The sequence below is a fragment of the Sphingopyxis sp. genome (assembly GCF_965279725.1).
In the GTDB taxonomy this organism is placed as follows: domain Bacteria; phylum Pseudomonadota; class Alphaproteobacteria; order Sphingomonadales; family Sphingomonadaceae; genus Sphingopyxis.
Genome location: NZ_CBDIIL010000001.1, coordinates 784,416 through 805,824 on the forward strand (window position 1 = coordinate 784,416; position 21,409 = coordinate 805,824).

The 21,409-nt window shown below is 63.8% G+C and carries 19 protein-coding genes; 9 read left to right on the forward strand and 10 right to left on the reverse strand.

Annotated elements, in window-relative coordinates; genetic code table 11:
• Positions 1-96 precede the first annotated feature (96 nt).
• The 5 genes from pnp to ACQY6T_RS03675 form a co-directional block, all read right to left on the reverse strand.
• Positions 97-2,442: a polyribonucleotide nucleotidyltransferase gene (pnp, locus tag ACQY6T_RS03655; protein ID WP_428628515.1), complete on the reverse strand. Its 2,346-nt coding sequence runs from the start codon at positions 2,440-2,442 to the stop codon at positions 97-99.
• A gap of 191 nt (positions 2,443-2,633) precedes the next feature.
• Positions 2,634-2,903 carry a 30S ribosomal protein S15 gene (gene rpsO, locus ACQY6T_RS03660; protein WP_428628517.1) on the reverse strand — a complete coding sequence of 90 codons (270 nt, stop codon included), beginning with the start codon at positions 2,901-2,903 and terminating at the stop codon, positions 2,634-2,636.
• A 24-nt stretch (positions 2,904-2,927) separates the two neighbouring features.
• On the reverse strand, positions 2,928-3,938 hold the full coding sequence (truB, locus tag ACQY6T_RS03665; protein WP_428628836.1) for a tRNA pseudouridine(55) synthase TruB: 1,011 nt from the start codon (positions 3,936-3,938) through the stop codon (positions 2,928-2,930).
• The gene (locus ACQY6T_RS03670; protein WP_428628518.1) at positions 3,935-4,489 is read right to left on the reverse strand and encodes a GNAT family N-acetyltransferase; all 555 of its coding nucleotides are present in this window, start codon (positions 4,487-4,489) and stop codon (positions 3,935-3,937) included. The genes truB and ACQY6T_RS03670 overlap by 4 nt, the downstream gene beginning before the upstream one ends.
• Positions 4,482-5,084, reverse strand: coding sequence for a thymidine kinase (locus ACQY6T_RS03675; RefSeq protein WP_428628520.1), 603 nt, complete (start codon positions 5,082-5,084; stop codon positions 4,482-4,484). Before ACQY6T_RS03675 ends, ACQY6T_RS03670 begins: the two co-directional genes overlap by 8 nt.
• A gap of 159 nt (positions 5,085-5,243) precedes the next feature.
• Between ACQY6T_RS03675 and ACQY6T_RS03680 the strand changes: the two genes are divergently transcribed.
• From ACQY6T_RS03680 to ACQY6T_RS03690, 3 genes are read left to right on the forward strand one after another with little or no spacing between them, the layout of a single operon-like run.
• On the forward strand, positions 5,244-6,659 hold the full coding sequence (locus ACQY6T_RS03680) for a WS/DGAT/MGAT family O-acyltransferase (protein ID WP_428628523.1): 1,416 nt from the start codon (positions 5,244-5,246) through the stop codon (positions 6,657-6,659).
• Between the two features lie 31 nt (positions 6,660-6,690).
• The gene (locus ACQY6T_RS03685) at positions 6,691-7,107 is read left to right on the forward strand and encodes a hypothetical protein (RefSeq protein ID WP_428628524.1); all 417 of its coding nucleotides are present in this window, start codon (positions 6,691-6,693) and stop codon (positions 7,105-7,107) included.
• Positions 7,108-7,138: 31 nt separating this feature from the next.
• A complete protein-coding gene (locus ACQY6T_RS03690) occupies positions 7,139-7,621 on the forward strand; it encodes an N-acetyltransferase family protein (RefSeq protein ID WP_428628526.1) in 483 nt (160 codons plus the stop codon).
• Between the two features lie 9 nt (positions 7,622-7,630).
• On the opposite strand, the gene ACQY6T_RS03695 is transcribed toward ACQY6T_RS03690, so the two are convergent.
• From ACQY6T_RS03695 to ACQY6T_RS03705, 3 genes are all read right to left on the reverse strand, one after another.
• Positions 7,631-7,828, reverse strand: a complete 198-nt coding sequence (locus tag ACQY6T_RS03695) for a hypothetical protein (RefSeq protein WP_428628528.1) — start codon at positions 7,826-7,828, stop codon at positions 7,631-7,633.
• Positions 7,829-7,840: 12 nt separating this feature from the next.
• Complete coding sequence (locus ACQY6T_RS03700) at positions 7,841-8,974, reverse strand: acyltransferase family protein (RefSeq protein WP_428628530.1); 1,134 nt, start codon at positions 8,972-8,974, stop codon at positions 7,841-7,843.
• A gap of 124 nt (positions 8,975-9,098) precedes the next feature.
• Complete coding sequence (locus tag ACQY6T_RS03705; protein ID WP_428628532.1) at positions 9,099-10,616, reverse strand: acyl-CoA carboxylase subunit beta; 1,518 nt, start codon at positions 10,614-10,616, stop codon at positions 9,099-9,101.
• A 78-nt stretch (positions 10,617-10,694) separates the two neighbouring features.
• Here ACQY6T_RS03705 and ACQY6T_RS03710 point away from each other — a divergent pair, with 78 nt between their 5' ends.
• Together ACQY6T_RS03710 and ACQY6T_RS03715 are read left to right on the forward strand one after the other, a co-directional pair.
• Positions 10,695-11,201, forward strand: coding sequence for a thioredoxin family protein (locus tag ACQY6T_RS03710; RefSeq protein WP_428628535.1), 507 nt, complete (start codon positions 10,695-10,697; stop codon positions 11,199-11,201).
• The gene (locus ACQY6T_RS03715) at positions 11,201-11,980 is read left to right on the forward strand and encodes an SDR family NAD(P)-dependent oxidoreductase (protein ID WP_428628537.1); all 780 of its coding nucleotides are present in this window, start codon (positions 11,201-11,203) and stop codon (positions 11,978-11,980) included. The genes ACQY6T_RS03710 and ACQY6T_RS03715 overlap by 1 nt, the downstream gene beginning before the upstream one ends.
• Here ACQY6T_RS03715 and ACQY6T_RS03720 read toward each other — a convergent pair.
• A complete protein-coding gene (locus tag ACQY6T_RS03720; protein WP_428628539.1) occupies positions 11,977-12,483 on the reverse strand; it encodes a hypothetical protein in 507 nt (168 codons plus the stop codon). The two genes, ACQY6T_RS03715 and ACQY6T_RS03720, sit on opposite strands and share 4 nt — an antisense overlap.
• Positions 12,484-12,563: 80 nt before the next feature.
• Between ACQY6T_RS03720 and ACQY6T_RS03725 the strand changes: the two genes are divergently transcribed.
• On the forward strand, positions 12,564-13,466 hold the full coding sequence (locus tag ACQY6T_RS03725; protein ID WP_428628541.1) for a DMT family transporter: 903 nt from the start codon (positions 12,564-12,566) through the stop codon (positions 13,464-13,466).
• A 126-nt stretch (positions 13,467-13,592) separates the two neighbouring features.
• Here ACQY6T_RS03725 and ACQY6T_RS03730 read toward each other — a convergent pair whose 3' ends face one another.
• Entirely contained in the window at positions 13,593-14,552 is a 960-nt protein-coding gene (locus tag ACQY6T_RS03730) for an L-threonylcarbamoyladenylate synthase (RefSeq protein ID WP_428628543.1), read from the reverse strand.
• Positions 14,553-14,604: 52 nt separating this feature from the next.
• Here ACQY6T_RS03730 and ACQY6T_RS03735 point away from each other — a divergent pair, with 52 nt between their 5' ends.
• The 3 genes from ACQY6T_RS03735 (at position 14,605) to ACQY6T_RS03745 (ending at position 21,402) form a co-directional block, all read left to right on the forward strand.
• Positions 14,605-16,347 (forward strand): acyl-CoA dehydrogenase, encoded by a 1,743-nt coding sequence (locus ACQY6T_RS03735; protein ID WP_428628839.1) that lies wholly within the window; start codon positions 14,605-14,607, stop codon positions 16,345-16,347.
• A gap of 115 nt (positions 16,348-16,462) precedes the next feature.
• On the forward strand, positions 16,463-18,754 hold the full coding sequence (locus ACQY6T_RS03740; RefSeq protein ID WP_428628546.1) for an EAL domain-containing protein: 2,292 nt from the start codon (positions 16,463-16,465) through the stop codon (positions 18,752-18,754).
• 707 nt (positions 18,755-19,461) lie between these two features.
• On the forward strand, positions 19,462-21,402 hold the full coding sequence (locus tag ACQY6T_RS03745; protein ID WP_428628842.1) for a ribonucleoside-diphosphate reductase subunit alpha: 1,941 nt from the start codon (positions 19,462-19,464) through the stop codon (positions 21,400-21,402).
• Positions 21,403-21,409: the final 7 nt, after the last annotated feature.

Here is a 21,409-nt window from a genome sequence, read left to right on the forward strand (position 1 = left end):
GGACACCAAGTGCTGGCACCGCGTTTGCGACCGCACAGCAACAAAAAAAGGGGCCGCCTCTCGGCAGCCCCTTTTCCTATTTTCTAACGCGAAGGCTTAGTCCTTCAGGAAGTCGGGCACATGGCCTTGGTCTTCCGGACCTTCGTTGCGTTCGCGGCGCGGGCCGCGATCGCCACCGGCACCGCCGTCACGGCGCGGGCCACGATCACCGCCGCCATCGCGGCGCGGACCACGGTCGCCACGACCTGCGCCGTCGCCGCGCGGGCCACGATCGCCGCCGCCGCCATCACGGCGCGGGCCGCGCGGACCACGGTCGCCGCCTTCACGCGGCGGGCGGGTGTCTTCCAGCTCTTCGCCGGTTTCCTGATTGACGACGCGCATCGACAGGCGAACCTTGCCGCGCTGGTCGATCTCGAGCACCTTGACCTTGACTTCCTGACCTTCGGCCAGAACGTCGGCGACCTTTTCGACGCGCTCATTGGCGATTTCGCTGACGTGGACAAGACCGTCCTTGCCGCCCATGAAATTCACGAACGCCCCGAAATCGACGAGATTGACGACCTTGCCGTCATAGATCTTGCCGACTTCGGCTTCTTCGACGATGCCCGAAATCCACTTGCGTGCGGCTTCGATCTGGGCCGGATCGCTCGACGAAATCTTGATCAGACCTTCGTCGTCGATGTCGACCTTGGCGCCGGTGGTCGCGACGATCTCGCGGATCACCTTGCCGCCGGTGCCGATGATGTCGCGGATCTTCGCCTTGTCGATCTGCATCGTTTCGATACGCGGCGCATAATCGGACAGCTCGGTGCGGGCTTCGCCCAGCGCCTTGGCCATTTCGCCCAGGATGTGCGCGCGGCCTTCCTTGGCCTGGTTCAGAGCGGCTTCAAAGATCTCGCGCGTGATGCCCGCGATCTTGATGTCCATCTGCATCGTGGTGATGCCTTCGGACGTACCCGCAACCTTGAAATCCATGTCGCCGAGGTGATCTTCATCGCCCAGGATGTCCGACAGGATCGCGAAATCCTTGCCTTCGAGGATCAGGCCCATCGCGATGCCCGAAACCGGACGCTTCAACGGCACACCGGCATCCATCATCGCCAGTGAACCGCCGCAAACCGACGCCATCGACGACGAGCCGTTCGACTCGGTGATGTCGCTGGTGATGCGGATCGTGTACGGGAACTCGTCCTTCGTCGGCAGCACCGCGTGCAGCGCACGCCATGCCAGCTTGCCATGACCGATGTCGCGGCGGCTGGGCGCCCCGAAGCGGCCAACTTCACCGACCGAATAGGGCGGGAAGTTATAGTGCAGCATGAAGTTCGAGTAGCTGAGGCCATTCAGGCCGTCGATCATCTGCTCGCTGTCCTTGGTGCCAAGGGTACAGGTTGCGATCGTCTGCGTCTCGCCGCGCGTGAACAGCGCCGAGCCGTGCGCGCGGGGCAGGAAGTGCGTTTCGGCAAGGATGGGACGAATCTGCGTCGTCGTGCGTCCGTCGATGCGCTTGCCGTCCTTGAGGATGGCGCCGCGAACGATTTCGGCTTCGAGCTTCTTGACCAGCTTGCCGGCGGCCATCTGGTCCTGCCCGGATGCATCGGCGAAAGCGGCCTTGCCCGCAGCACGCGCGACGTTCAGCGCGTTCGAGCGGGCCGATTTGTCGGTCAGCTTGTAAGCGGCGGCAATATCCTTGCCGATCAGCTTCTTCAGCTTGTCCTTGGCGGCGGTCAGGTCGCTCTGCTCGGCCATGTCCCAGGGATCCTTGGCAGCCTGTTCGGCCAGCTTCACGATCGCCTTGACGACATCCTTACACGCATCGTGCGCGAACAGCACGGCGCCGAGCATGATCTCTTCCGACAGCTCGTTTGCTTCGGATTCGACCATCATCACCGCGTCGTAAGTGGCGGCGACGACCAGATCGAGGTCGCCTTCGGCAACCTGCGCATCGGTCGGGTTCAGGATATATTCGCCATCGATATAACCGACGCGCGCGGCGCCGATCGGACCCATGAACGGCACGCCCGAGATGGTGAGCGCAGCCGACGCAGCGACCATCGCCAGCACGTCAGGCTCGTTATGGCCGTCATAGCTCAGAACCTGGGCAATGACGTTGATCTCGTTGTAGAAACCTTCGGGGAACAGCGGACGGATCGGACGATCGGTCAAACGCGAAACCAGGGTTTCCTTTTCGGTCGCGCCGCGCTCGCGCTTGAAGAAGCCGCCGGGGATGCGGCCTGCGCCCGAATATTTTTCCTGATAATGGACAGTCAGGGGGAAGAAGTCCTGCCCTTCCTTGACCGTCTTGGCAGCGGTCACGGCGCACAGCACCATCGTTTCGCCCAGCGTCGCGACAACCGCGCCGTCGGCTTGACGGGCAACCTTGCCCGTTTCGAGGGTCAGCGTTTCACCGCCCCACTCGATCGATACTTTTTTCACGTCAAACATGGAGTTTCCTTCGCCCGCCGGGCCCGATGCCGGGCGGGGCCTCTAGTTCCGGGTAATCCGACCCGGGGCGGTGCGGGGCGTCTGTGGCCCCAATGGCGGCCCCGCCGAATGCGGGGCGGCCCTGTGGTCGTGCAAATATGCGGACGACCAATATGACAGCGGCCCCGGAAACCCGGGGCCGCCAGAAATTCTTACTTGCGAAGACCCAGCTTCGCGATCAGCGCCTGATAACGGCCTTCGTCTTTCTTTTTCAGATAGTCGAGAAGGCTGCGGCGCTTGTTGACCATCATCAGTAGCCCGCGGCGGCTGTGATTGTCCTTGTGGTTCGCCTTGAAATGACCGGTCAGGTTATTGATGCGGTCGGTCAGGATTGCGACCTGCACTTCCGGCGAACCGGTATCGCCCTTGCTGCGGGCATTGTCGGTGATAACTTCGGTCTTGCGTTCTGCCGTAATCGACATGCATTTTTCCTTCGAACATCGTGCTTAAAGATTGAAGCCGCGCAAAACCTTCAGCGTTCCCGCCAAAGCCTCGATCAGGGCGATCGGACGATTGTCACCGTCCCGTCCCCAATAGAGCCCGTCATCCGTAGCTACCCCGGTCCAGACACGACCCTGACGGATCGCCCCTGCCGCTTCCGGGGAAAGGTTCAGAGCCGGGATGTCGACCAGCCCTGCCTCGAGCGGCAGAATTACTTCTGATTGGGCGGCCCCTTGACCGAATGCGTTCAATTTGTCCAGCGAAATCGCGTGATCGAGGGTGAAGGGACCAGCCTTGGTGCGCCGGAGCATAGTCACATGGCCGACGGTGCCGACCGCCTGCGCAATGTCGCGGGCAAGCGAGCGGATATAGGTGCCTTTGGAGACGTGGGCGATGAGGGTGACCGAATCCAGATCCTCCCCGGCACGGGGAGGGGGACCATCCGCAGGATGGTGGAGGGGCACAGGAGGCTTGCGCAAGGTTTCGAGGGCACACTCCGCCGAGGGTGCCCCTCCACCAGCTTCGTTGGTCCCCCTCCCCGTTTCGGGGAGGATCGACAGCGAATGCACCGTCACACTCCGCGCCTTCATCTCAACCACTTCACCCCTGCGCGCCAAGTCATAAGCCCGCTGGCCGTCGATCTTGATCGCAGAATAAGCCGGCGGCACCTGCTCGATCGGCCCGGTAAAGCGCGGCAGCACAGCCGCGATATCCGCCAGCGTCGGTCGCACATCGCTGCTCGCAACCACCTCGCCCTCGGCATCCAGACCGTCGGTTTGCGTACCGAACGCGATCGTAAACGCGTATATCTTACTCGCGTCGAGCATCCGCCCGCACAGCTTCGTTGCCTCGCCGAGCGCGATCGGCAGCACCCCCGACGCCAGCGGATCGAGCGTCCCGCCGTGGCCGACCTTGACCTTGCCCAGCCCCGCCTCGCGGCACACCCGTTTAACCGCGCCGACTGCCTGCGTCGAGCCCAGACCCAAAGGTTTATCGAGGATGATCCAGCCGTTCAGCGGACGCGCGCCTGCTGGTCAGCCCAATCGCCCGTCAGCAACGACCACAGCCCGGTGTCGCGTGTATAGCCCGTCCAGGTGACGCGCTCGGCGCGCAGCACGCCCTCTTTGACCGCGCCAAATTTTGCAACCGCCGCCTGGCTGCGCGCATTGCGCTCGTCGATGCGGAACTCGACGCGGCGGATGCCGACCGCAAAGGCATGTTCGATCATCAGCCGCTTCAAAAGCCTGTTGAACCCCGTACCGCGTGCGTCCGGGTGAATGAAACTATTGCCGATCTCGACCGTCTGCGCTGCCAAATCAGGGCGGAGCCATGCGGTCATCCCCACCAGTGTCTCGCCGTCGAAGATCGCATAGGGCATCCGGCCTCCCCCGCCGATCAGCGCGCCAAAGCTCTGGTCGAAATGACCGGGACCAAAGCTCGACGAATAGATCGTCCAGATGTCCCCGTCCGCAGCGCAAACCACGCGCAGCGCCTCGCGATGCGCTTCGGTCAGCTTGACGAGCCTCAGGTTGCCGTCCGCGAGCTCGACATAGAGCCGGTCAAGCATGGGCGAGGGCTTCGGCCGCTTCGCGCCGTTTCGCCATGAAATGCCGCCGGCACATTGCGACATAGCGGTCGTTGCCACCAATCTCGGTCTGCGCGCCCTCGACCACCGCGCGGCCGCTTTTGTCGACGCGCAAGTTCATCGTCGCCTTGCGCCCGCATTCGCACACGGCTTTCAGCTCGACGAGCGCGTCGGCGATGCCGAGCAGCGCCGCCGATCCGGGGAACAGCTCGGCCGAAAAATCGGTGCGCAGGCCATAGCAGAGCACCGGGATGCCGGTCTCGTCGGCGAGCCGCGCGAGGTCGAGCACCTGCGCCCGCGTCAGGAACTGCGCTTCGTCGACGAGCACGCAAGCGAGCGGGCGCTTGGCATTTTCGGCGTTGACCGCCGCCCACAGGTCGCTGTCGGGATCGAATTTATGCGCCTCGGCGATCAGCCCGATCCGGCTCGTCACCTGTCCTGCGCCGTACCGGTCGTCGAGCGCCGCGGTCCACAGCATCGTTTCCATGCCGCGCTCGCGATAGTTGAAATCCGCCTGGAGCAGCGTCGTCGATTTGCCGGCGTTCATGCTGGCATAGTAGAAATAGAGCTTGGCCATCACGCGCTGCTAGCCTCTCCCTTTGGGGGAGGCAATCACCCCCTCTTCGTCATCGCGGCGAAGGACGATTGGGATAGCACGGGCTCCCTCGCTTGACTCGCCCACCGCCCCTGTCATGCTGCCCACAATAAACGCAGCAAAACAGTGGGGAGAGCTGCCATGCGGCTGATGCCGGTGACCGACGCGATGTTTCTCGTCGCCGAAACGCGCGAGACGCCGATGCATGTCGGCGGGGTCAATCTCTACACCCTGCCCGACAAGGTCGACGAAACCGAATGGCTGAACGAGATGCTCGCGCTGCTGCGCCAGCAGGAAGGACTGCGTCGGCCGTTCAGCGAGGTCCTCAAGCTCACGCCGCTCGGCCAGTACGGCCCGATCCGGCTGGTCCCCGATAAGGACATCGACATGCATTACCATGTCCGGGCCGCCGCATTGCCCAAGCCGGGACGGTACCGCGAGATGTTCGAACTCGCCTCGCGCCTCCACGGCACCTTGCTCGACCGCACCCGTCCAATGTGGGAAATCACCCTGATCTCCGGCCTGCCCAACCGCCAGATCGCGACCTATTTCAAGATCCACCACGCCTTCATGGACGGTGCCAGCTCGATGCATTTTACCAACGCGATGCTGAGCAACGACAAGAATTTCAAGCCCACGGCGTCGCCGATGTCGGTCGACGTCTATGAGGCCTATAAGCGCAAATTCCCGACTGCAAAAAAGCCGCCGACCCCCAGCCTTACCGACCTCAAAGCGATTGGCGCCTTCCTGAAGGAGCAATGGGGCAACAGCGTCGGGGTAACCAAGGCGCTCAACCAATATGCCGCGGCGATGTTCGGGCTGGGCGGCGGCGATCTGGCGACGCCATGGGGCGGATTGCCGCGCACCAGCTTCAACCGCAACATCACCGGCGCCCGGCGCTTCGTGGCGCAAAGCTGGTCGCTCGAACGCGTGCGCGCGATGGGCAAGGCGTATGACGGGACGATCAACGATGCGGTGCTCGCGATGTGTTCGGGGGCGATGCGCAAATATCTGCAATCGCTGAACGAGCTGCCCGACAAGCCGCTGAAAGCCATGGCGCCGGTGTCAATCCGCGCCAAGGACGACATCGATTCGGGCAACTCGGTCGCCGCGGTCACCGCCAATCTGGCGACCCATATCGACGATCCGGCCGAGCGCATGCGCACGATCCAGGCGTCGATGAACGCCGCCAAGGCGCAGCTGCGCGAAATGACCGCGCAGCAGATCCAGATCTACACCGCGATCACCCAGATGCCACAGATGCTGACCGCGCTGACCCGCACCGCCGACAAATTCCCGGCCTACAGCGTCACCATCTCGAACGTCCCCGGCCCGCGCGAACAGCTCTACTGGAACGGCGCGCGGCTTGACGGCATGTACCCCGCGAGCATCCCGGTCGACGGCATGGCGATGAACATCACGCAGGTGTCGAACAACAAGAATATCGATTTCGGCATTACGGCGTGCCGGCGCAGCGTACCGCATGTCCAGCGCCTGATCGATTATCTGGAGGACGCGCTGGTCGAACTGGAAGAAGCGGCGGGGATCAAAAAATAGTCACCGCCCCGACAATCGAGGGGACGCAGGGATGCCGAGCAAATATGACGCTCTGGGCCGGTTGGTTCAGCTGCTGCTGCTCGTCGCAGCGGTGGTCGCGATCGCCAACGGCATCTTCATGCTGGTCAAGCCGCTCGACTGGTATGTCTTCATTCCAACCGTCGTCACCACCGGCCCGCCCAACGCGCATTTCATTCGCGATATCGGGCTGGCCTACGCCGGATCGGGATTGATCCTGCTCTATGCCGCCGCCAACCCCGTTCGCCGCTGGCGCGCCGCGATTGTCGGCGGACTGTGGCTGGCCTTACACGGCGCGCTCCACATCTACGAGGTCGCCGCCGGCATCTGCGGCCCCGCCACCTTTTGGGCCGACGCCCCTGTGGTGATCGGTCAACCCGCCCTCGTCATCGCGGCGCTAACCATTCTCTTCATGCGAAAGCGGATTTGACAGCCGCGCTGCCACGCGACACGACGCGACCATGACAATCTCGATCCGCCCCGCCGCCTCCGCCGACCTGCCCTTGATCGCGCAGTTCATCCGCGACCTTGCCGAGTATGAAAAGCTTGCTCACGAAATACGCTTTGACGAAGCAACACTCGGCGAAAAGCTGTTCGGGCCGCGCCCCTATGCCGAGGTGGTGATCGGCGAGCTGGACGGAACGCCCAAAGGATTCGCGCTCTTCTTCCACAATTTTTCGACGTTTGAGGGGCGTCCCGGCATCTATCTCGAAGACCTGTTCGTGCACCCCGACGCACGCGGATCGGGACTCGGCAAGGCGCTGCTCGCGCATCTTGCAAAGCTGTGCACGACACGCGACTGCGCCCGTCTCGAATGGAGCGTACTCGACTGGAATGCCCCGGCAATCGGTTTCTATCAAAGCCTGGGCGCCAGACTGATGGACGAATGGACGGTGATGCGCGTCGACGGCGACGCGCTGACCGGCCTTGCCGACCTTAGCTGAGTATTTCGCTCAGCGCTTTCGCGCGAACCAGACCAGGAAAATGCCGACCACTGCGAGCACCACGCCGTTGCGCGTCCAGCTCGTGTCGCCCAGCATGAAGCTGCTCGCCGGCCAGCGCACGATGTCGAGCCCCTGCAACGCCCACAGGCCGCCGACCAATATCATCGCAACCCCGACGATCGCGAGAATTCCCTTTAATGCACCCATGATGATCTCCCCCTATTTGCGCTGCAACCCGATCAGCGGGCGAAGCCAGCCGATGGTGCGCCCGATCGCATAGAAAAGCCAGCATCCCAATATTGTCGCCGCGACTAGGATCAGGAAGGACGGCAACGCCCCAACCTGACCTTGCCGCAGATACCAGCCGACGACGACGATGATCGTCTGGTGGATGATGTAAAAGGGGAACACCGCCTCGGCGAGCATCGCGCGCCGCGGATGGTCGTGGTTCCACCAGGTATCCGCGATCCCGACCAGCGCGACGATCGCCATCCAGCCATTGACCTGCCGCGCGACATGGTACGGCAGGAACACCCAATCGGGGGCGATGGTATCGCCGGGCCAGGTCCATTCGACCCAAAAGATCGGGACGAAGGCGATCACCGCCAGCACCGCCGCGACCTTCCACCAACGCGCGACCGCTTCGAATAGCGCGGGCCGCACGCGCAGCAGCCAGCCGACGAAAAAGGCGGTCAGATAATGGAGATGCGTCGGCCCATCGTTGAACAAGGCATGCGTCTCGTCATGATCGGGGAACAGCGCATAGATCAGCAGCCAGACCGCAAGCGGCCAGATCAGCAAGCCCCAGCCGTTCAGCAGCCGCGCCGCACCGTCAGCGATCTTCGCGCGTACCGCTACCGGCCCAACCGCGAGTAGCAGCGCCGCCAGCATCGTATAGAACCACAGGTACACGACGAACCACAAATGCTGCCACGTCGGCAGGTCGATGCCCGCCAGCTTGTGAAAGCCGAAATAATCGTGAAGCCAGAAATGGCCGAAGCCGTGGGGATAGCCATGCTGGCCGACCAGTTCGATCCACGGTTGCGGCGGGATGATGACGATCATCCCGAACAGCAGCGGGATCAGCAGCCGCGCGCTGCGCGATCGGGCAAAAGCGCTGCTCCCACCCAGTTTCGCAAACAGCGCCGCGCTCGCATAACCCGACACAAGAAAAAGCAACGCCAGCCGCCAGCTATTGGTCGCCAGCATCGGGATAGCCACCCAGTCGAGCGGCTGGGCGATTTTCACATGCCAGTCCCACGGCACGAAATACATGCCGATGTGATAGAGGATCAGCAGCGCAAACGCCCCGATCCGCAGCCAGTCCATGCCGTAGTGGCGTTGCGCGGTCATGCCTTACTCCCCCATCGTCATTGCGAGCGTAGCGAAGCAATCCCCAGTCACCGGAACGTCATGACGTTGGCTGGAGATTGCGTCGTCGCCGCTCTCCTCGCAATCACGAATTTGATGGGGCCGTCTATTTCACCACCCGCCACGCCAGTTCGGCAAATTCGCACAGCAAAGGCCGCGTGTCGCGCGGGTCGATGATGTCCTCGACCCCGAATTTCTCCGCCGTCCGGAACGGCGAGCGCACCCGGTTCAATCGCTCGCGGATCGCCGCCAGATGCGCCGCGGGATCCTCCGCGGCTTCCAGCTCGCTCTTGTACGCCACCTCGACCCCGCCCTCGATCGGCAGGCTGCCCCAGTCACCCGACGGCCAGGCAAAACGATACTGGAATCGCTCGGCGTTCGACATCGCGCTGCCCGCGATACCGTAAGCCCGCCGCACCACCACCGACGCCAGCGGTACCGTCGCGCGATAAATCGCGTTCATCGCCTGCACCCCGTACCGGATCGTCCCGGTCCGCTCGGCCTCGCCGCCGATCATGAAGCCCGGATTGTCGACAAGGTGGACGATCGGCAGCCGGAACTGGTCGGCCAGCTTGACGAACCGCTCAGCCTTTTCGCTCGTCTTCGCGTCCCACGACCCGCCCAGATACGACGGATCGCTTGCCAGCACCGCGACCGGATAGCCGTCCAATCGCGCGAACGCCGTGATCACCGCCCGCCCCCAACGCGCGCCCATCTCGAAAAAGCTGTCCCGGTCGAACACCGCGTCGCATACGCGCCGCATCGCATAGACCTGCTTCGCCTCACGCGGCACCGCCGACAACAGGCTCTCCTCGCGCCGGTCGATCGGATCGCGGCATTCGGTCCGCAACGCCCGATCATGAATCGACGACGGCAGGTACGACAGGAACCGCCGCGCCGCCGCGAACGCTTCGGCCTCGCTGGCGACTTCATCATCGACCACCCCATTGCGCGTATGCACATCGGTGCCGCCCAATTCCTCGCGGTCCAGCGTATCGCCGATCGCCGCAGCGACCGCCGGCCCCGCCGCGAACAGCTGCGACAGCCCGCGCACCATGACGCTATAGTGGCTCGCCACCACCCGCGCCGCGCCCAGTCCGGCGGTTGGTCCCAAGGCCAATGCCACAACCGGCACCGTATCGAGATTGGCGATAATCTCATGCCAGCCCGGGACGTGTGGGATATAGGTATAGCCCATATCCTCCAGCGTCTTCACCGACCCGCCGCCACCGGTGCCGTCGATCATGCGGATCAGCGGCAGGCGATATTCATGCGCCATCGCCTCGCACTGGACGAACTTGCGATGCAGCGCCGCATCGGCAGCGCCGCCGCGCACCGTGAAATCGTCAGCCGAAGCGACCACCGGCCGCCCGTCGATATTCGCGCGGCCAAAGATGAAATTGCTCGCGGCGAGATCTTCCAGCTCGCCGTCGGGACCATACGTGCCGCGCCCGGCGATCTTGCCGATCTCGCGAAAGCTGCCCGCATCAACGATCCCGGCGAGCCGCGCCCGCGCGTCCATCTTGCCGCGGCTGTGCTGGCGCGCGACCTTTTCTTCGCCGCCCATCTTCTCGGCCATCGCACGCCGCGCGGCGAGTTCTTCGGTCTCTTTTTTCCAGCTCATGCAGCGAAGGCTAACTGACGTTGACGGAAACGTCATGCAAAACCTTGCCCGCTTGGACCTCGCTGCTATCGTACTCCGATGATCCGCAATTTCTCCGTCGCCCTCGCCGCTTCGCTGCTTCTGATAACGCCAACGCTGGCCGCTGACGGCATAGCCCCGCGCACCCTTCCCGGCATCGAAGACGCCTACAAAAGCGACGCCTTCGTCGCCGACCCGATGCTCGCGATCGACGCCGCACTCGCTGCGGCAAAGACGTCGGGCAAGCGCGTCCTGCTCGTCATGGGCACCGGCGGCTGCCACGACAGCGCGTGGTTCGCCAACCTCCTTGCCACCGACCGCTTCGCCCCCGTCCGCCGCCGCTACGAAATCGTCTATGCCGACATCGGCATGCCGCATGTGCGCGGCTGGGGGCGCAATCCCGAGGTGCCGAAACGCTTCGGCTTCAAGAAGATCAAGGGCACCCCGACCATCGCAATCGTCGATGCCGATGGCCAGGTGCTCAACCGCAAAGCGGCGCCGAAATGGCGCAACGCCGCAAGCCGCAGCGACGACGATATCTATAACGAACTGATAGGGGAAATTTGATGACGGAGATGAGCCTCACGGGCCGCACCGCGCTCGTCACCGGCGCCTCGCGCGGCATCGGCCGCGGCATCGCGATCGGCCTGGCCGAAGCCGGTGCCGATGTGGCAGTCAACTACACCCGCGGCGAACAGGAGGCCGCCGAAACCGTCGCCGCGATCACCGCCCTGGGCCGCAAGGCGAAAGCCTATCAGGCGTCGGTCGCCGACGAAGCCGCCTGCGCCGCAATGGTCGCCGCGGTTGAAGCCGATTTCGGGCCGATGTCGATCCTGATCAACAACGCCGGGATCGCCAGTCGCGGTCGCGCAGTCGCCGACACCAGCCCCGAGGAAGTCGACAAACTGTTCGCCGTCCACGCCGGCGGCCCACACCGCCTCAGCCGCCTCGCGCTGCCGCAACTGCGCACCCACAAGCGCAGCGACATCATCGTCATCTCCAGCATCGCGACCTACACCCACTCGCCGAACGGCGCGCCCTACACGATGGCCAAGGCGGCGGGCGAGGCGCTGGCCTATGCGCTGGCCAAGGAAGAGCTGGCAAACGGCGTCCGCGTCAACATCGTCGCCCCCGCGCTGACCGTCAGCGACATGGGCGAAAAACTGTCGCGCGCGATCACCGGTCAGGACGACATCCAGCATCTCGCCGCCAAAATGCCCTTCGGCCGCGTCGCCGTCCCCGCCGACGTCGCTGCCGCGGTGGTGTGGTTCGTCAGCGATGCGAACAGCTATTGCTCGGGCCAGAAACTCAATATCGACGGCGCGGGAATGGCGACGTTTCGTTAGGGTGCACTATCACGAAACAATCGGCCGGTGTTGATGACGACATCGCCGACACAATTCGACGACTTTCGGGGCCAATCAAACGCCATCATGCCCCAGTCGCTCCAAACGGCATATTGGGGGCAGGGTCCATGGTCGCAGAGGCTTTTGATCTTGCCGCCACGATATTTCACGGTAACCCGATCGGTGCGAACGCAAACTCGATTGAGTGCGATCTCGAAGATACTGCCTCCCACTTCCTGGCTCAGACGGACACGGGGATTGCCCAAGGCAGGTTTGGGCCATCTTTCAATGTAGCAGTCGCCGGATCGACATTCAGCGGGCAGGCTAAAGGCGTCAACGAAGTCAGCAGGGCTCGGGTTGCGTTTGGAAACGAGCTGATCCAGCCCATCGAACAGCACCGTCTCGGCTGGGCTGAACGGATCCTTCGGCGCAAGCCAGAAAAGAGAAGCTCCGCCGATGACCAGCATCAGCAGCGTGATATGAAGAATGCCCCGATAGCCCATGATACGGTGTTACATGGGCTATCGGGGCCATGCAAGCCGACGCGTTACCGAATTGGATATTCTCCGCTACAGCCCCACCCATGCGCCCCGACTCACCCTCCCCCGTCATCCCCTTCCTGATCGCCTGCGCGGGCATCGCGACATTTTCGGCGATGGACGTGCTGATGAAGGGGCTGTCGATCGACATCGGCGCATATAACGCGGTGCTGTGGCGCACCGGGGCGGGAACGATCCTCAGCGGCCTGCTCTATTTCGCGTCACGCCCGGCGATGCCCGACCGTGCGACGCTGCGCATCCACGCGGTCCGCTCGCTGTTCGTCGCGGGCATGGCGGTCAGTTTTTTCTGGGCGCTGGCACGGCTACCGATGGCCGAAGCGATCGCGATCGCCTTCATCGCGCCACTCGCGACGCTCTACATGGCGGCCATCTTCCTGGGCGAGAAGATCGGCCCGCGCTCGATCGTCGCGTCGGTGCTCGGCATTGCCGGGGTGCTCGTCATCGTCGCGGGCAAGCTCGGCCGCGGCGACTATGCCCCCGAAGCCTTGTGGGCGGTCGCCGCGGTTGTCGGATCGGCGCTGCTCTACGCCTATAACCTCATCCTCGCGCGGCGGCAGGCGAAGATGGCCGAGCCGATGGAAATCGCCTTTTTCCAGAACGGTTTTGTCGCGCTGATCCTTGCCGTCGGCGCGCCGTGGTTCCTCGCGGTCCCGGGCAGCGGCCACGTCCCGCACCTGCTCGGCGCCGCCTTCCTCGCGGTAACATCGCTGCTCCTGCTCAGCTGGGCCTATGCCCGCGCCGAGGCGCAGATCCTGGCGACCACCGAATATACCGGCTTCCTGTGGGCGATGCTGTTCGGCTGGATGTTCTTCGACGAAGCCGTGACCTGGCCGACGATCGCCGGCGCGGTGCTGATCGTCGTCGGCTGCTTGATTGTGGCGCGGAAGACCCCGCAGCTCGACCCGATCGAACCGGCGGCGGCTTAGCCTCCCCCCTCCCGCTTGCAGGAGGGGCAGCGAGACTTGCGAACTTGTTCGCTAGTCGCAGCGGGGTGGGCATTCGCGACGTCGCTCGCCCACCCCCGACCCCTCCCGCAAGCGGGAGGGGAGAAGCTAGACCGCCGCCCTACTCAATCTGTCGTTGATCGCCGCACCCAACCCCTCAGCGGGAATCCTCGCAACCGCAATCTTCGCCTTCGCACTCGCCGCCCCTGCATGCAGCGCATCGAACAGGCGCGCCGCCGCCTCAGTCAGATCGCCCGCTTCGCTCATCTGGTAATCGCCGCGAACGGCGCCAAACCCGATCCCGAACTCGTCGTCCGCAAAATCCACCGCCCCCAGCCGAACCGGCTTGCCCGGCGCATAATGGCTCGCCAGCATCCCCGGCGCGACGATGTCCGATCCCGTCACCCCGATCACGGGCAAGCCGCTCGCCTCGCCCAGCATATCCGCCGTCACCGGCCCGGGTCGCAGCACCTCCACCGCGCCGTCCCGCACCCGCGCAATCGTTGACTCCACCCCCGCCATGCAGGGACCATCGTCGATCACCAGCGCGATCCGCCCATCGAGCGTCGCCAGCACATGCTCGGCCTTCGTCGGGCTCACCCCCCCGCTCGCGTTGGCGCTCGGCGCCGCCAGCGGAGCGCCGGTCGCCGCCAGCAGCGCCTGCATCGCGCGATGCCCCGGCACCCGCAGCGCAATCGTATCGAGCCCCGCCGTCGCAATGCTCGCGACCGGGCAGTCGGCGCCGCGCGGCACCACCAAGGTCAGCGGCCCCGGCCAGAACCGCGCCGCCAACGCGCGCTCAACCGCGCCGAACGCACCCAGCTGTTCCGCCGCCGCCAGATCGGCCACATGCACGATCAGCGGATTGAAATCGGGGCGTCCCTTGGCAGCATAGATGCGCGCGACAGCATCGGGGTTGCGGGCATCGGCGGCGAGACCGTACACCGTTTCAGTCGGCGCCGCGACCGGCTGGCCCGCCGCGACCAGCGCCGCGGCGCGCGCTATCGCATCCGTGTTAAACGGCCGTAGCTCGGTCGCCATGTTCTCGTTCGTTTGACCCGTCGCCATGCCGCGCTATAGCCGCGCCGAGCACAGAATCGCCAGCAAAAGCGGGGACGAGATGACCTACACGCCGCCGACCACCGAACAACTCTTCGTTCTCGACCATATCGCGCGCATCGACGCGATGGCGGCGCACGACAAATTCGCCGCCGCGACCCCCGACATGGTCGAGGCGATCGTCACCGGCATCGGCGAATTTGCCGCCGAAGTATATGCCCCGCTCAACCGCGTCGGCGACGTCCAGAACCCCAAATGGGAAGACGGCAAAGTCACCATGCCCCCCGGATTCAAGGAAGCGTATCAACAGTTCGTCGACGCCGGCTGGGGCAGCATCGACGGCCCCACCGAATATGGCGGCCAGGGCCTGCCTTTCACCCTCGCGACGGTGATCATCGAGGCGCTCGGCAGCGCCGACATGGGATTCACCCTGTGCAACATCCTGACCCCCGGCGCGATCCACGCGCTGATGGCCTATGGCACCGAAGAGCAACGCCAGACCTGGCTCCCCAACCTCGTTTCGGGCGCATGGAACGGCACGATGAACCTGACCGAGCCCGCCGCGGGCAGCGACGTCGGCGCGCTGCGCTCGACGGCCGAACGCGTGACGGAGGGCGAGCACGCCGGGCTCTACAAGGTTAAGGGGCAAAAAATCTACATCACCTTCGGCGAGCATGACCTTACCGACAATATCGTCCACCTCGTCCTCGCGCGCACCCCCGGCGCGCCCGAAGGAACGCGCGGCATTTCGCTGTTCCTCGTGCCCAAATATCGCCTCGACGCCGAGGGCAAGCCCGCGCATTCGAACGGCGTGCGCTGCGCGTCGATCGAGCACAAGCTGGGCATCCACGGCTCGCCGACCGCGGTGATGATCTATGGCGAGGACGAGGATTGCCTCGGCGAAATCGTCGGCGCCGAAATGGGCGGCATGCGCGCGATGTTCGTGATGATGAACAACGCGCGGCTGATGGTCGGCTGCCAAGGCGTCCAGATCGCCGAACGCGCAACCCAGCAGGCACAGCGCTTTGCCGCCGAGCGCGTCCAGTCGGCGCTCGCGGGCGGCACCGACCGCAATCCCGTCACCATCGATCAGCACCCCGACGTCCGCCGCATGCTATGGCGGATGCGCGCGCAGACCGAGGCGGCGCGCGCGCTGACCTATTATGCCGCGGCGCAGACCGATTTCGGCAAATTGGGCGACGAAGGTGCCGCGCTGCGCGCTGAAATCCTGATCCCGCTGGTCAAGGCGCATGCGACCGACATCGGCTGCGAGGTCGCGAGCCTCGGTATCCAGGTCCATGGCGGCATGGGTTTCATCGAGGAAACCGGCGCCGCGCAGCATTATCGCGACGCGCGCATCGCCCCGATCTACGAAGGTACCAACGGCATCCAGGCCGCCGATCTGGTTGGGCGCAAGCTCGGCATGGCGGGCGGCGACCTTGTCCGCGGCCTGATCGACGACATCGCGCACGGGGCGGGGGAATTTCCCGAACTTCAGCAGCTCGCCGACGCCTGCCGCGCGGTCACCGACTGGATGGTCGCCGCGAACACGGGCGATCGGCTCGCGGGCAGCTATCCTTACCTCACCATGCTCGCGACGGCGACGTGCGGCTGGTTGATGGCGCTGCAACATCAGGCGGCAAAGGCGGCACTCGACGAAGGCAGTGGCGACCGCGAGTTTCTCGAAGCAAAGATCGCTTCGACGCGCTTTTACCTTGCGCAGATCGTCCCTGCGGCGACCGGGCTGGCGCCATCGGCGCTGGCGGGCGACGCGGCGCTGGCGCCTCTGCCGAAATTCGCCTGAAACAGGAGGATTCAAGCGGCGTTTCGGCGCGTGGCCGATGGCAAGAATTTGTTCATGATTAACGCGATGATAACCATCTGAGCCTAGGCACGACCGGCAATTGCTGGAGACGTGCGTGCCCATTCCGGTCAAAAGTCTGATCATCAGCTGGCGCACGATCGCCCTGGCGCTGTTGCTCAGCGTCTTGGTGGGGGTCAGCGGCGCGGGCGAGTTGCCCGATCGGATGATCTCTATGGCGACCAGCCGCCTTGCTGCCCGCGCCGTATCGGGTGAGACGGTCATTGTCGCACTCGACGACAAAACACTACAAGCCATCGGCAATCAGGATTTCGACATCAAGCGCCATATGCAACTGGTGCGCGCCATCGACGCCTCCCCGGCGAAGCGCCTTTTTGTCGACTTTTCTTACGAGCGGCGGACGAAGGAACGGGATTTTCCGAAATTTGCCGCGGCGGTGCGCCAGATGGGCGATCGCATAGTACTTGCCGTGCCGTCGGCCAGTTTCACTGGCAATGACGCCAGCAAGCCACAATGGCCAGATGCCCGTCTCGGACCAAAGGCAAAGATCGGCTTTATCGGTTGGGAATATGAATTTTGGCAGGTGTGGAAAGTGCCACTGGCAGTGCGGGCCGAAGGTCGTATTGTCCCGAGCTTTGCGTCGCTACTTGCGAACCGCCCGCTCGACCCGCCAGGCCAATTTGCCCTCGATCTGTCCTACGACCCAGACACGATCACCCAATATAGCGCGATCGATGTCATGTCGGGTAAACTCGACATGGAACTGCTACGCGGCAAGGACGTGATCTTTGCGTCGGCGTCGGCGACCTTGCCCGACCAGCATTATCTGCCCGGCCACGACAAGGTCCACGGCGCCTATATCCATCTCATTGCAGGCGAGGCGCTCAAGCGCGGCCAGCCGGTAGATATTGGCTGGCTTCCCGCACTTGCCTTCGCCTTCATCTCCATGCTTGCAGCGCTGGCGTGGCAACGCGGCCGCTGGCACGGCTTGTCGGCGCTCGCGCTCACCGGTGGGCTGATCGTGGTCAAGGTGGTAGGCAGTCTTTCGTTGGTCACCATCCACGTCGGCGCCGCATGTTTCCTGATCGCGGCGATGAGCGCAAACGTCGCGCGCACCCGTCGCCGTTCGTCCGCGCAACGCGAAAACCCCGTATCGGGGCTGCCGAATTTCGAAGCGCTGCGCTCGCAGGCATCATTCGGCAGTGCGACGGTTGTCGCTGCCAAGGTCGTCAACTTTGAAGATCTCGCTGCATTCATCCCAGGCGACGGCATCGGCAAGCTGGTTGAACAGGTTACCCGCCGCCTGCAACTGGCGTCACAGGGCACGATCCTCCACCACGATCTCGACGGCACCTTCGCCTGGCTCGTGCCCTATTACCAACATAGCCAGATCGAAGGCCAGCTCGCCGGGCTCGCCGCGCTGTTCAACGCGCCGCTGACGATCGGCGAATTGCGCGTTGACGTCGCGATCGCCTTCGGGGTCAACGACGAGTTTGAGGGATCGAACGCCCAGCGCCTTGCCGCCGCGCTCGTTGCCGCCGAACGTGCGATCCGCACCCGCGCGCTGTGGACCAAATATGTTCCGCGGCAAAAGGACGATGCCGGCTGGCAACTCTCCTTCCATTCACAGCTCGAGGATGCGCTGACCGGGGGCGACATTTGGGTCGCGTTCCAGCCGCAATATGCGATCGCGACCGGCACGCTGGTCGGGGTCGAGGCACTCGCGCGCTGGACGCACCCGACGCGCGGCCCGATCCCGCCCGACGAGTTCATCGTTCAGGCCGAAAAGAGCCAGGACATCTATCGCCTGACTCTGTTCGTCATGGACCAGGCGATCCGCTCGGCAGCGCAGCTTCACGAGCGCGGCCATCGGATCAACATGTCAGTCAACCTGTCGGCGACGCTACTCGACCACAGCGACCTCGTCGGCACGATCCGCGTCATGTTGACCGCACATCATCTGCCGCCCGAAGCCCTCACGATCGAGATCACCGAAACCGCGCAGATCGAAAATAGCCGTCAGGCGCGCCAGACGCTCGCCCAGCTCCGCCGCACCGGCATTCGCCTGTCGATCGACGATTATGGCACCGGCCAGTCGAACCTCGAATATCTGACCGAAATCGAAGCCGACGAAATCAAGATCGACAAACGATTCGTGATGACCATGCGCGATTCGCAGCGGAACCTCGAAGTGGTGAAATCGACCATTGACCTAGCCCATCGTCTGGGCGCGGTTGCGGTCGCCGAAGGCATTGAAGATGCCGAAACCATGGCTCTGCTCAATGGCCTCGGCTGCGATGTCGGGCAGGGTTATCATCTTGGCAAACCACAGCTATTTTCAGAACTCGCCGCAACCCTTTCGGCCCCCCAGCAGAACCGCACGGGATAGCTGCCAGATTGGTGGCAATTTTATGGTTAAGACTCGATTTACCTTACCAAAGATGGTATATACTCCGTTAACTGTTCTTCGTGGGCAGTGCCGACAGGAGATATCTTATGGGTTGGTTTTGGAGATGGATGGGCGGCGGCGGCTCCGGTAACGGCGGCGCGCAAGCTTAATCTGATTTGAATTCTAAAGAGGGGCCTCGGCATTGCCGGGGCCTTTTCTTTTTGTCCGCTATCGGCGCGATGGCTTGTGGTGCCTGCCTCGACGATGTTGCCATCGGCCCGACACCCTCAGCGCCATCGTCTCGCCTCTCACGCCATAAAATTTCCGTTCGCATCGCTATCGCGCCCAGATCCGCGCAATCCCGCGGAAAGGCTGGCGCGACCCTGCTGGATCGGGCGTCGCCAGCGACGAGACGAATCAAAATATCGACGAACCGAGTCCCTAAACCGTCATTTACCGTCTTGCATCGCAGCGCCGACGTGGCACTATAGATGGTGGGTCGGCCGAGGGGGCACCCCAAGCATTAGTGGTTAGCCGAAAATGGCGGATTTCCGTCGCCCACGTCATATGGGCTCGGAAAAGTGCTTCGTGCGGCCAAAAATATGTGCCCCCAAGGTCCGAATAGATGCTAGGCTGGGGCTTCGTCCCGAGTCGAACAAGACAGGAACATATGCGCTGCGGCGCAGTGGCAATCGGGGACGAATATGATGGATTTTCGCGAGACAGAACGGGTGGAGACGAGCGACGTGGCGACGGTGGAACTGACGAAAAACGAAGCGCCGGTAGCGAACGAATCGGCTCCCGAAACGGCCGCAACGGTCAAGCTCAACGACAGCAGCGAGGCGAAAGTCCACGCCCGTCGATTCGACATCGTGACCGATCGCAGCCGCGACGCACTCCTCACCGATTTCGGCAAGGAAACGCTCGAGGATCGCTATCTGCTTCCCGGCGAATCCTATCAGGATCTCTTCGCGCGCGTCGCGTCGGCCTATGCCGACGATCAGGATCACGCCCAGCGCCTGTACGACTATATCTCGAAGCTGTGGTTCATGCCCGCCACCCCCGTTCTCTCGAACGGCGGCACCGGCCGCGGCCTGCCGATCAGCTGCTACCTGAACTCGGTCCCCGACAGCCTCGAGGGCATTGTCGAGACGTGGAACGAAAATGTCTGGCTCGCCAGCCGCGGCGGCGGCATCGGCACCTATTGGGGCAGCGTGCGCGGCATCGGTGAACCGGTCGGCCTCAACGGCAAGACCAGCGGCATCATTCCTTTCGTCCGCGTGATGGACAGCCTGACCCTCGCGATCTCGCAGGGCAGCCTGCGCCGCGGCTCGGCCGCCTGCTATCTCGACATCAGCCACCCGGAGATCGAGGAATTCCTCGAAATCCGCAAACCGTCGGGCGACTTCAACCGCAAAGCGCTCAACCTCCACCACGGTGTGCTGATCACCGACGAGTTCATGGAAGCGGTCCGCGACGGCAAGGAATTCAACCTCCGCTCGCCGAAGGACCAGAGCGTCCGCAACACCGTCGACGCGCGCAGCCTGTTCCAGAAACTCGTCGAAACGCGCCTCGCGACCGGCGAGCCGTACATCATCTTCATCGACCAGGTGAACCGCATGATGCCCAAGCATCACCGTGATCTCGGCCTCAAGGTCACCACCTCGAACCTGTGCAGCGAAATCACCCTGCCCACCGGCCGCGACCATCTCGGCAACGATCGCACCGCGGTCTGCTGCCTGTCGTCGCTCAACCTCGAAACCTGGGACGAGTGGAACGGCGACAAGGGCTTCATCGAAGACGTGATGCGCATGCTCGACAATGTCTTGCAGGACTATATCGACCGCGCCCCGCCCGAAATGGCACGCGCCAAATATTCGGCCAGCCGCGAACGCTCGGTCGGCCTCGGCGTCATGGGCTTCCACAGCTTCCTGCAGGCGCGCGGCCTTCCGTTTGAGGGCGCAATGGCGAAATCGTCGAACCTGCGCGTCTTCAAGCACATCCGCGCCCAGGTCGATCAGGCGTCGATGCTCCTCGCCAAGGAACGCGGCCCCTGCCCCGACGCCGCCGATCAGGGCGTAATGGAGCGCTTCAGCTGCAAGATGGCGATCGCGCCGACCGCGTCGATCAGCATCATCTGCGGCGGCACCAGCGCGTGCATCGAGCCGATCCCGGCGAACATCTACACCCACAAGACGCTGTCGGGCAGCTTCTCGATCCGCAACCCGCACCTCGAAGCGCTGCTCGTCGACAAGGCGAAGAACAGCGACAATATCTGGAACTCGATTCTGGAAAAGGGCGGCAGCGTCCAGCACCTCGACTTCCTGAGCGTTGACGAAAAGGATTGCTTCAAGACCAGCTTCGAGATCGACCAGCGCTGGCTGCTCGAACTGTCGGCCGACCGCACCCCCTATATCGATCAGGCGCAGTCGCTGAACCTGTTCATCCCCGCCGACGTCGAGAAATGGGACCTGCTCATGCTCCACTACCGCGCTTGGGAACTCGGCATCAAATCGCTCTATTACCTCCGCTCGAAATCGGTCCAGCGCGCCGGCTTCGCGGGCGGGGTCGAGGCCGACAACACCGCCGAAGCCCCGGTGTACGAGCTGCAGACCACCGATTACGACGAATGTCTGGCCTGCCAATGATGCGCCG